At 72.3% G+C, this 11,675-nt stretch carries 6 protein-coding genes and 1 pseudogene; 3 read left to right on the top strand and 4 right to left on the bottom strand.

What is annotated here, in order from left to right; genetic code table 11:
* The 4 genes and pseudogenes from BG482_RS18815 to BG482_RS18800 all read right to left on the bottom strand — a co-directional run.
* Positions 1–317 (bottom strand): annotated as a pseudogene (locus BG482_RS18815) (ADP-ribosylglycohydrolase family protein); the annotation flags it as partial.
* Entirely contained in the window at positions 305–1,480 is a 1,176-nt protein-coding gene (locus BG482_RS18810) for an ADP-ribosylglycohydrolase family protein (RefSeq protein ID WP_069770218.1), read from the bottom strand. The pseudogene BG482_RS18815 and the gene BG482_RS18810, both read right to left, overlap by 13 nt.
* A gap of 8 nt (positions 1,481–1,488) precedes the next feature.
* Entirely contained in the window at positions 1,489–3,030 is a 1,542-nt protein-coding gene (locus tag BG482_RS18805; RefSeq protein WP_256096404.1) for an ADP-ribosylglycohydrolase family protein, read from the bottom strand.
* On the bottom strand, positions 3,027–4,109 hold the full coding sequence (locus tag BG482_RS18800; RefSeq protein ID WP_069770217.1) for an ADP-ribosylglycohydrolase family protein: 1,083 nt from the start codon (positions 4,107–4,109) through the stop codon (positions 3,027–3,029). Before BG482_RS18800 ends, BG482_RS18805 begins: the two co-directional genes overlap by 4 nt.
* Before the next feature lie 281 nt (positions 4,110–4,390).
* Here BG482_RS18800 and BG482_RS18795 point away from each other — a divergent pair, with 281 nt between their 5' ends.
* The 3 genes from BG482_RS18795 to BG482_RS18785 all read left to right on the top strand — a co-directional run bounded on the left by BG482_RS18795 (position 4,391) and on the right by BG482_RS18785 (position 11,561).
* Positions 4,391–5,122, top strand: a complete 732-nt coding sequence (locus BG482_RS18795; protein WP_069770216.1) for a VIT1/CCC1 transporter family protein — start codon at positions 4,391–4,393, stop codon at positions 5,120–5,122.
* A gap of 384 nt (positions 5,123–5,506) precedes the next feature.
* Entirely contained in the window at positions 5,507–10,105 is a 4,599-nt protein-coding gene (gene gltB, locus BG482_RS18790) for a glutamate synthase large subunit (protein ID WP_079141901.1), read from the top strand.
* Positions 10,098–11,561, top strand: coding sequence for a glutamate synthase subunit beta (locus BG482_RS18785; RefSeq protein ID WP_069770214.1), 1,464 nt, complete (start codon positions 10,098–10,100; stop codon positions 11,559–11,561). Before gltB ends, BG482_RS18785 begins: the two co-directional genes overlap by 8 nt.
* The last annotated feature ends 114 nt before the right edge of the window (positions 11,562–11,675 follow it).

Genomic DNA, 11,675 nt, shown 5'->3' with positions numbered 1-11,675 from the left:
AGGGGGGCCGGGGGGCGGGCGTCGTCCGGCCGGCTCGGCCACCGTGGGCACAGGGCCTTGATCTTCTCCAGCTCCGTCGGTTCGTCCTCCGCCGATCTGCTGGGCAGGTCGGCCAGTTCGTCCAGGAGGTCTTCGGCGAGGAGGCGCAGATAGCGGGAGGCGCGCTGCGGCGAGGCGCCCGCGCGGGCCGGCGCCTCGCAGCCGCCCGCGGCCTTCCAGCGGGCGGCGATCGCCCCGGCCTCCCGGCCGTCCTCGGCGGCCTGGCGCAGCTCGTGGCCGAGGAGGTCCTCCGGCTGGACCCAGGTCAGTCGGAGCATCTCGTGCCTCCCAGGGCGTGGAACGCCTGCTCGTGGGCGCGACGGCGGTCCACGTCGCGGGTGAAGATCTCCCGGGCGACCTCGACGAGGGTCGCCGCGGGCTGCCAGAGGTCGAGCCTGCTGGCCTCGGCGACCTGCTTGGACCAGTCGTCCGGGACGGGCGAGCCCAGCGCGCCGGCCAGCGCTCCCGCCATCGTGGCGATGGAGTCGCAGTCGCGGCCGTAGTTCACCGAGCCGAGCACCGCGTGCCGGTAGTCGCCGCCGGCCACCAGCAACATGCCGAGGGCGACGGGGAGTTCCTCGACCGCGTGGATCCGGGACGGGCGCCGGGCGCCCAGCGAGGGCCGGCGGTAGTCGGGCCCGACCGTGTCGAAGGGCGCCACCGCCTCCCGCAGCGGGACGAGCGCGGACTCGAAGTCGCTGTGGCGGGCCGCCGTCTCGCAGACCGCCTCGATCGCCGCGCGGGTGCCGTCCTTCGCCAGGGACAGACAGCTCGCGACCACCGTCTCCGGTGTCGCCCGCGGTGCGCAGGCCGCTGCCACGGCCGCGGCGAAGACCCCCGCCGCCTCGCGGCCGTACGACGACTGGTGGGCGCCCGCGACGTCCAGCGCCTCGGCGTACGCGCGCGCCGGGTCGGCCGCGTTGACCAGTCCCACGGGGGCCATGTACATCGCGGCGCCGCAGTTGACGATGTTGCCGACGCCGGCTTCGCGGGGGTCGGCGTGGCCGTAGTGGAGCCGGGCCACCAGCCATTTCTCCGCGAGGAAGATCCGGTGCAGGGGGAGCGCCTCGGCCTCCAGCTCCGGGATCCAGCGGGGTGTCGTCATCAGGTCCGCGACCAGGTGGTCGGCGACGGCGTAGGCGTCCAGATGGTCGCGGACGGCGGCGTAGACCCTGATCAGCGCGTGGGTCATCAAGGTGTCGTCGGTGACGTGGCCGTCGCCCTTGTGGTACGGGGCGATGGGGCGGGCGGTGCGCCAGTCGTCGCCGTTCCAGGGACCGACGACGCCGTGGATCCGGCCGCCGTGCCGCTGGAGGATCTGCTCGGGGGAGTAGCCCTCGACGGGGCCACCGAGGGCGTCTCCCACGGCGGCCCCCACGAGGGCGCCGGTGATGCGTTCTTCCAGGGTTCCGCCGTTGCTTTCCGATGCTTTGGGCGTCATGCCCCGAATCATCCCCCTGGTGGGGCCGGTTGTGCGGCTTCCAGGAGCTCGGCGAGTTCCACCAGGTCGGTGCCGCTGAGGCGGGGGAGCACGCAGCCGGAGAGGGTGCGGCAGCTGTCGCGCCACGCGGCGGGGATCGCGTCGCCGCCGCCCAGCGCGCCCGTCAGCGCGCCGGCCAGGGCCGGGGCCGAGTCCGCGACCCGGGACAGACAGGCCGCGGCCGGGACCGCCTCGCCGATGCGGCCGCCGGACGCCGTCGCCAGGGCGAGCGCGACGGGCACCGTCTCCGCAGCCGCGATGCCGTAGCTGTAGACGTGGTCGACGATCTGGTGTTCCAGCAGGGGGACGAGCGCGAAGGCGCTGTCGGCGTCACGGGCCAGCCGGAGCGCGTGACGGGCGTTGCGGCCGATCTCCGTGTGCTCGGGGAGTTCGGCGAGCGCCGCCGCCACGCACTCCTCGGGGTCCGCGCCCACGAGGGCCAGCGCGAGGGCCGCCGCCATCGCGCGCGCACCGTGCACGCCGTCGCCGTCCTGGGTGTAGCGGGCGTCGAACTCGGCCAGGGCGGCGGCGAGTCGGGGGTCTCCGGGGTGGGCCACCGCCAGGACGCAGGCGCGTACGCAGGCCGCGTCGTCGAAGTAGTGGGGGTTGTCGTGGCCGGTGGCCGGGGGGCGCAGACCTGCGGCGAGATTGCCCAGACCGGCCCGGACGGAGATGCGGGCGCGCAGCGGCAGGACGGCGGACTCCACCTCGGGTGCGCGGTCGGCCGCCGCCGCCACCTCGCAGGCGATCGCGTTCCAGGCGAGGTCGATCGCGGCGCGGGTGCGGCGTTCGCGGCTCAGGTCGCCCAGGGCGTCGTCGTCGCCCGCCCGCAGGACGGCCTCGGCCGCGAACGCCGCCCACTCGGCGTCGTCGGAGGGACCGAGACGCAGGGGCTCGGGGGGCTGGTTCAGGGCGATGGGCACGGGGAGGGTGGTCGTCGCGTTGTGCTCGGCGAAGGTGTCGAGCTCGCGGGTGAGACGGCGGGTCCACTCGGGCATCCGGGCCGCGCGGTGCCGGGCGGCGGGCCAGCCGGCGGCGTCGCCCGCGGCGAGGCCGAGCAGAAGACCGACGACGCGGCGCGCGGGGCGCGGGGCGCGCGGGGCATGCGGTCCGCCCGGGTGCGGGTGCGGGTGCGGGTGCGGGCGGGCGGGGCGGACGGCGTCCCCGGCTTCCCCCGCGGTCCACCCGCCGTCGTGGGCGACGCCGGTCCGGCTGCCGTCCACGTCCGCGATGCGGGTGCCGTTCCCGTCCTCGCTGCGGCCGCCGTTCGCGCCGCTGTCGTACGTGTCGCCGCCGTGGTTGCCGTGCGCAGCGCCGCCGCCTTCCGCGTCGCCGGTGCGGCTCGTGTCCGCCTCCGCCGGGCCGCTCGTGTGGGCCGGGGCGGGTGTCCTCGGCGGGACGCCCGGGGCGGTCGGGATCGGGTAGGGGGCCTCCCGCGCCGGCGTGGGCCGGGCCCCGGGGGGTGTGGGGTCGTCCGGGTCCGCCGGGGAGTTGACCGTCCGGGTCGTCATTCGCCCGCCTCCGCTCCGTCGGTGGCGGCCAGGGTGAAGGCGGCCGGGTCCGGGGCGGGGGGCCGGGCGAGGCCCATCAGGCCGGGTACGAGTTCCTCCACGACCACTCCCTCGCCCCACTTGCCGCCTTCCTCGGGAACCAGCAGTTCCGCGACGTCCAGGACGTGGTGTCCCGCCATCGAGGGCAGGCAGCTTCCCCGGGCCGGGCCGATCGCCGCCGCCCAGTCCGGCGGGATCGCCGCGACTCCCCGTGTCGCACCGGACAGGGCGCCGGCCACCGCCGCCGTGGTGTCCGCGTCGCGGCCCATGTTCACCGCCGTGAGGACGGCTTCGCGGAAGTCGCCGTCGGCCGCCGCGTACGCGCCGAAGGCGAGGGCGACCGCCTCGGGGGCGAGGTCGGTCCACGGGTAGCCGCCGATGACGACCGCGGAGCGGACCGCGCGTTCGCCGCGGTGGGCGACGGCCACCGCACGGCGCAGGGAGCGCGCCGTCCAGGAGTCCTCGGGGATGACCGCGAGGGCCGAGGCCACCACGGCGGCGGTCGGCGCTCCGGCCATGGCCGCCGCCACCCCCGCCGCGACCGCCTGTCCGCCGTGGATGCCTTCCCCGTCGTGGCTCACCGAGCCGTCGATCGCGACCAGCCGGGCCGCTTCGGCCGGGCGGCCCGCGGCGAAGACGCCGAAGGGCGCCGCGCGCATGGCCAGGCCGTCGCTCCATGCGTGCCGGTGCTGGGCCGAGATCGGCGCCGCCAGGCCGCGGCGGAGGTTCTCCAGGGTGCCGCGTTCGCTGAAGCCGGCGCCCCGGAAGGGACCCTCGTCGAGGTCGGCGATCCACTGGTGCCAGGCCGATTCCACATGGGCCGCAGTGAGCGCCGAGCCGTGGCGGGCCAGCAGCAGGCCGGAGAAGATCGCGTACTCGGTGTCGTCGGTGCCGGCCGGCCGGTCGGTGACGTACCCCGTGATGCGGCCCCAGCGAGCGCGGATCTCGGAGGGCTTCAGGTTCTCCGCGGGCGCGCCCAGAGCGTCTCCCACGGCAAGGCCGAGCAGGGCGCCGCGGGCTCTGTCACGGATGGTCGGCATGGGCGGCCTCTCCTCCGGGGGTCCGCTTCGGGCGCGGAGCCGTCTGCGGATGTGTCCCACCGTCGGCGGTTGACCCGAGCCTGAAATCCACTCATGTCACCCGGTCGACATCTGTGCAGGCTCAGCCTCGAATGAGCGCTCGAAGGTAAAGCTGCAGGTTAGCCGAGCCTTTCCTTGCTGGCGACCCGGAATCCGCAGGCGTATTTTGGTGTTGTCACAAATTAGAACGTGTCCAAAGTTAGCTTTGGCTTAGCTATCTTTTCCGTCCCAGGGGGATCTTCATGGCCATCATCGAGACCGAGGCGCCACTGCACGAGGCGCACCGTGACAACCACACCCACCGGGATGTCAACGGGGGCTGGCTGCGCCCCGCGGTGTTCGGCGCGATGGACGGCCTGGTCTCGAACCTCGCCCTGATGACCGGCGTCGCCGGCGGATCGGTCGGTCAGCAGACCATCGTCATCACCGGTCTCGCGGGGCTGGCCGCAGGCGCCTTCTCCATGGCCGCCGGCGAGTACACCTCCGTCGCCTCGCAGCGCGAACTCGTCGAGGCCGAGCTGGACGTGGAGCGACGGGAGCTGAGGAAGCACCCGCAGGACGAGGAGGCCGAGCTTGCCGCGCTGTACGAGTCGCGCGGCGTCGAGCCCGAGCTGGCGCGCCAGGTGGCCCAGCAGCTCTCGCGCGACCCGGAGCAGGCGCTGGAGATACATGCCCGCGAGGAGCTGGGCATCGATCCCTCCGACCTGCCGTCGCCGCTGATCGCGGCCGTCTCCAGCTTCGGGGCCTTCGCGCTCGGCGCGCTGCTGCCCGTGCTGCCCTATCTGCTCGGGGCCGCCTCGCTGTGGCCGGCCGTGCTGCTCGCGCTCGTCGGGCTGTTCGCCTGCGGCGCGGTGGTGGCCAGGGTGACCGCGCGGACCTGGTGGTTCAGCGGGCTGCGGCAACTCGTCCTCGGCGGTGCGGCGGCCGGTGTGACGTACGCCCTGGGCAGCTTGTTCGGAACGGCCGTAGGATAGATCGGATCGTACTTATGCGTTGGGCCGCATAAATAGTTGTTACTGACTGGTTTCGGCTGCTTGACCAACGGGCATGAGCCGTAAGCGCTGTGGGCAATGAGGCCTGCGGCGCGCTCGCGGGGTGGGTGACGCCGCTCCCTCCGCCCCCTTCCGGCCCGGCGGGCCATGATCTGATCGATCTCCTCCCGTCCGGTCCCCACATACTTTCCAGCCACGTCCGCGGTACCCCGCCGTCGGCCCGTGGCGTCCGCATGCTGGAACGGAGTATCCGGTTCCCGAGAACCGCTCCATCATGTAACCTGCACGAAATTTTGCGTTACGCAGAGGGCCAACGTCGTCCCTTCGCCAGCAGACATGCCACTTGAGACGACGACGGGAGAGCCGATGCGTACGCCGCGCCAGCCGTCCCAGCATTCCGCGAATGGCCAGAACTGGTCCTTCATGGATGCTCGCCCTGCTGCGCAGGGTATGTACGACCCCCGCAACGAGCACGACGCCTGCGGCGTCGGATTCGTGGCCACCCTCACCGGCGAGGCGAGCCATGCGCTGGTCGAGCAGGCGCTCACCGTTCTGCGCAACCTCGAACACCGCGGCGCCACCGGCTCCGAGCCGGACTCCGGCGACGGCGCGGGCATCCTGACCCAGGTCCCGGACGCCTTCTTCCGCGAGGTCGCCGGATTCGAGCTCCCCGAGGCCGGCCACTACGCCGTCGGCATCGCCTTCCTCCCCGAGGACGGCATGGCCGACACCGTCTCGCGGATCGACACGATCGCCGACGAAGAGGGCCTCACCGTCCTCGGCTGGCGCGAGGTCCCGGTCGCCCCCGAACTGCTCGGCGCCACCGCCCGCTCCACGATGCCCGCCTTCCGCCAGGTCTTCGTCACCGACGGCCGGTCGCAGGGCATCGACCTCGACCGCAAGGCGTTCGTGCTGCGCAAGCGCGCCGAGCGCGAGGCCGGCGTGTACTTCCCGTCGCTCTCCGCGCGCACGATCGTCTACAAGGGCATGCTGACCACCGGCCAGCTGGAGCCCTTCTTCCCGGACCTGTCCGACCGCCGCTTCGCCTCGGCCGTGTCGCTCGTCCACTCGCGCTTCTCCACGAACACCTTCCCCTCGTGGCCGCTCGCGCACCCGTACCGCTTCGTCGCGCACAACGGCGAGATCAACACCGTCAAGGGCAACCGCAACTGGATGACCGCCCGCGAGTCGCAGCTGGTCTCGGACCTGTTCGGGTCGGACGACAAGGCCATCGAGCGGATCTTCCCGGTGTGCACGCCGGACGCCTCCGACTCGGCGTCCTTCGACGAGGTGCTCGAACTGCTCCACCTCGGTGGCCGCTCGCTGCCGCACTCCGTGCTGATGATGATCCCGGAGGCGTGGGAGAACCACGACTCCATGGACCCGGCCCGGCGCGCCTTCTACCAGTTCCACTCCACGCTCATGGAGCCCTGGGACGGCCCGGCCTGCGTCACCTTCACCGACGGCGTCCAGGTCGGCGCCGTGCTCGACCGCAACGGTCTGCGCCCCGGCCGCTACTGGGTCACCGACGACGGCCTCGTCGTCCTCGGCTCAGAGGTCGGCGTCCTCGACATCGACCCGGCCAAGGTCGTCCGCAAGGGCCGCCTGCAGCCCGGCCGCATGTTCCTCGTCGACACCGCCGAGCACCGCATCATCGAGGACGACGAGATCAAGGCGCAGCTCGCCGCCGAGAACCCCTACGCCGAGTGGCTCGAGGCCGGCGAGATCGAGCTGATCGACCTGCCCGAGCGCGAGCACATCGTGCACACCCACGCCTCGGTCACCCGCCGCCAGCAGACCTTCGGCTACACCGAGGAAGAGCTGCGCATCATCCTCGCGCCGATGGCCAAGACCGCCGGCGAGCCCCTCGGCTCCATGGGCACGGACTCGCCGATCGCCGCGCTCTCCGCCCGCCCGCGGCTGCTGTTCGACTACTTCACGCAGCTGTTCGCGCAGGTCACCAACCCTCCGCTGGACGCCATCCGCGAAGAGCTCGTCACCTCGCTGCGCTCCTCCCTGGGCCCCGAGGGCAACCTGCTGGAGCCCACCGCCGCGTCCTGTCGCTCGGTCACCCTGCCCTTCCCCGTGATCGACAACGACGAGCTGGCCAAGCTCATCCACATCAACGCCGACGGCGACATGCCCGGCTTCAAGGCCACCACGCTCTCCGGCCTGTACCGGGTGCACGGCGGCGGCGAGGCGCTGGCCGCGCGGCTCGACGAGATCTGCGCCGAGGCCGACGCCGCCATCGACAACGGCGCCCGGCTCATCGTCCTGTCCGACCGCCACTCCGACGCCGAGCACGCGCCGATCCCCTCGCTTCTGCTCACCTCGGCCGTCCACCACCACCTCATCCGCACCAAGCAGCGCACCCAGGTGGGCCTGCTGGTCGAGGCCGGCGACGTCCGCGAGGTCCACCACGTCGCCCTGCTGATCGGGTTCGGCGCCGCCGCCGTCAACCCGTACCTGGCCATGGAGTCGGTCGAGGACCTGCTGCGCGCGGGTACCTTCCTCGACGGCATGGAGCCCGAGCAGGCGATCCGCAACCTGATCTACGCGCTCGGCAAGGGCGTCCTGAAGGTCATGTCCAAGATGGGCATCTCGACCGTCGCCTCCTACCGCGGCGCCCAGGTCTTCGAGGCCGTCGGTCTCGACGACGCGTTCGTGGCCCGGTACTTCAGCGGCACCGCCACCAAGATCGGCGGCATCGGCATCGACGTCGTCGCCAAGGAGGTCGCCGCCCGGCACGCCAAGGCCTACCCGGCCTCCGGCATCGCGCCGGCGCACCGCGCCCTGGACATAGGCGGCGAGTACCAGTGGCGCCGCGAGGGCGAGCCGCACCTGTTCGACCCCGAGACGGTCTTCCGCCTCCAGCACTCCACCCGCACGGCCCGCTACGACATCTTCAAGAAGTACACGGACCGCGTGAACGAGCAGTCCGAGCGCCTGATGACGCTGCGCGGCCTGTTCGGGCTCAAGTCGGACCGCCCGTCGATCCCCGTCGACGAGGTCGAGCCGGTCTCCGAGATCGTCAAGCGCTTCTCCACCGGCGCCATGTCGTACGGCTCCATCTCGCAGGAGGCGCACGAGACCCTCGCCATCGCCATGAACGAGTTGGGCGGCAAGTCCAACACCGGTGAGGGCGGCGAGGACCCGGAGCGCCTGTACGACCCGGCGCGCCGCTCCGCCATCAAGCAGGTCGCCTCCGGCCGCTTCGGCGTGACCTCCGAGTACCTGGTCAACGCGGACGACATCCAGATCAAGATGGCCCAGGGCGCCAAGCCCGGCGAGGGCGGCCAGCTGCCCGGCCACAAGGTCTACCCGTGGGTCGCCAGGACCCGGCACTCGACCCCGGGCGTCGGTCTGATCTCCCCGCCGCCGCACCACGACATCTACTCCATCGAGGACCTGGCCCAGCTGATCCACGACCTGAAGAACGCGAATCCGCGGGCGCGGATCCACGTGAAGCTGGTCTCGGAGGTCGGCGTCGGCACGGTCGCCGCGGGCGTGTCCAAGGCCCACGCGGACGTGGTCCTCATCTCCGGCCACGACGGCGGCACCGGCGCCTCGCCGCTCACCTCGCTCAAGCACGCGGGCGGCCCCTGGGAGCTCGGTCTCGCCGAGACCCAGCAGACCCTGCTGCTCAACGGTCTGCGCGACCGGATCGTGGTCCAGACGGACGGCCAGCTCAAGACCGGCCGTGACGTGATCATCGCCGCGCTGCTCGGCGCGGAGGAGTTCGGTTTCGCGACCGCCCCGCTCGTCGTCTCCGGCTGCGTCATGATGCGCGTCTGCCACCTGGACACCTGCCCCGTCGGTATCGCCACCCAGAACCCGGTGCTGCGCGACCGCTTCGCCGGCAAGGCCGAGTACGTCGTCAACTTCTTCAAGTTCATCGCCGAAGAGGTCCGCGAGCTGCTGGCCGAGCTGGGCTTCCGCTCGATCGAGGAGGCCGTCGGCCACGCCGAGGTCCTCGACGTCGAGCGCGCCGTCGACCACTGGAAGGCCCAGGGCCTGAACCTGGCCCCGCTGTTCCATGTGCCCGCCCTGCCCGAGGGCGCCGCCCTGCACCAGGTCGTCCCGCAGGACCACGGCCTGGAGAAGGCGCTCGACAACCAGCTCATCAAGCTCGCCGCCGACGCCCTCGCCGCGGACTCCGCGACCGACGCCCAGCCGGTGCGCGCCCAGGTCTCCATCCGCAACATCAACCGCACGGTCGGCACCATGCTCGGCCACGAGGTGACCAAGCGGTTCGGCGGCGCGGGCCTGCCCGAGGACACCGTCGACATCACCTTCACCGGTTCCGCCGGCCAGTCCTTCGGCGCCTTCCTCCCGCGTGGCGTCACGCTGCGCCTGGAGGGCGACGCCAACGACTACGTCGGCAAGGGCCTCTCCGGCGGCCGGGTGATCGTCCGTCCCGACCGGGGCGCCGACCACCTCGCCGAGTACTCGACGATCGCCGGCAACACCATCGCCTACGGCGCGACCGGCGGCGAGCTGTTCCTGCGCGGCCGCACCGGCGAGCGGTTCTGCGTGCGCAACTCCGGCGCGACGGTCGTCTCCGAGGGCGTGGGCGACCACGGCTGCGAGTACATGACCGGCGGCCACGCGGTGGTCCTCGGCGAGACGGGCCGCAACTTCGCGGCCGGTATGTCGGGCGGCATCGCCTACGTGATCGACCTGAACCGCGACAACGTCAACGCCGGCAACCTCGCCGCCGTCGAGACGCCGGACGAGGCCGACAAGCAGTGGCTGCACGACGTGGTGCGCCGCCACGCCGAGGAGACCGGCTCCACGGTCGCCGAGAAGCTGCTGGCCGACTGGGACGCGGCCGCGGAGCGCTTCAGCAAGATCATTCCCAGTGCTTACAAGGCAGTGCTCGCCGCCAAGGACGCCGCCGAGCAGGCGGGACTCTCCGAGTCCGAGATCACCGAGAAGATGATGGAGGCGGCGACCAATGGCTGACCCGAAGGGCTTTTTGAACCACGGCCGCGAGGTCGCCAAGTCCCGTCCCGTCGACGTGCGGCTGAAGGACTGGAACGAGGTCTACGTCCCCGGTTCGCTGCTGCCGATCATCGGCAAGCAGGCCAGCCGGTGCATGGACTGCGGCATCCCGTTCTGCCACAACGGCTGTCCGCTGGGGAACCTGATCCCCGAGTGGAACGACTACGCCTACCGCGAGGACTGGTCGGCGGCGTCGGAGCGGCTGCACGCCACGAACAACTTCCCGGAGTTCACCGGGCGGCTGTGCCCGGCCCCCTGCGAGTCGGCGTGCGTGCTGGGCATCAACCAGCCGCCGGTCACCATCAAGAACGTCGAGGTCTCGATCATCGACAAGGCGTGGGAGACCGGTGACGTCGCCCCGCAGGCCCCCGAGCGCCTGTCCGGCAAGACCGTCGCGGTCATCGGTTCGGGCCCGGCGGGTCTGGCCGCCGCCCAGCAGCTGACGCGGGCCGGTCACACCGTCGCCGTCTACGAGCGCGCGGACCGCATCGGAGGACTCCTGCGGTACGGCATCCCCGAGTTCAAGATGGAGAAGCGGCACATCAACCGCCGTATCGAGCAGATGCGCGCGGAGGGCACCCGCTTCCGCACCGGCATCGAGATCGGCCGCGACCTCAAGGCGACCGACCTCAAGAAGCGCTACGACGCCGTCGTCATCGCCGCCGGCGCCACGACCGCCCGTGATCTGCCGGTCCCCGGCCGTGAGCTCAAGGGCGTGTACCAGGCGATGGAGTACCTGCCGCTGGCCAACAAGGTGCAGGAGGGCGACTTCGTGGCGCCCCCGATCTCGGCCGAGGGCAAGCACGTCGTCGTCATCGGCGGCGGCGACACCGGCGCCGACTGCGTGGGCACCGCCCACCGTCAGGGCGCGGCCTCCGTCACCCAGCTGGAGATCATGCCCCGGCCGGGCGACGAGCGGAACGCGGTCTCCCAGCCGTGGCCGACCTTCCCGATGCTCTACAAGGTCACCAGCGCGCACGAGGAGGGCGGCGAGCGGGTCTACTCCGTCTCCACCACCCACTTCGAGGGCGACGAGGACGGCAACGTCCAGTGGCTGCACCTCACCGAGGTCGAGTTCGTCGAGGGCAGGCTGACCCAGAAGCCGGGCACGGAGCGCAAGATCCCCGCCCAGCTGGTGACGCTGGCGATGGGCTTCACCGGCACGGACCGCGAGAACGGCCTCGTCGAGCAGTTCGGCCTGGAGCTCGACGAGCGCGGCAACGTCGCCCGTGACGCCGACTTCGCGACCAATGTGCCCGGCGTGTACGTCGCCGGTGACGCGGGCCGCGGCCAGTCGCTCATCGTGTGGGCGATCGCGGAGGGCCGCTCGGCCGCCCGCGGCGTCGACCGGTTCCTCACCGGCGTCAGCGAGCTGCCGGCCCCGATCCGCCCGACGGACCGCTCGCTGATGGTCTGACGTCCCGCTGCAGGGGCACCCTGAACGTCCCGTACAAAGGCGTGCGGAACACCACGCGGCGCCTGCCACGTCCCCGACCGGACCGGCAGGCGCCGCGGCATGTCCGCCGCACCC

This window comes from Streptomyces sp. LUP30 (assembly GCF_001746365.1).
In the GTDB taxonomy this organism is placed as follows: domain Bacteria; phylum Actinomycetota; class Actinomycetes; order Streptomycetales; family Streptomycetaceae; genus Streptomyces.
The sequence above is the reverse complement of the archived record's forward strand: the minus strand, read 5'-3'. Positions and strand labels throughout refer to the sequence as shown.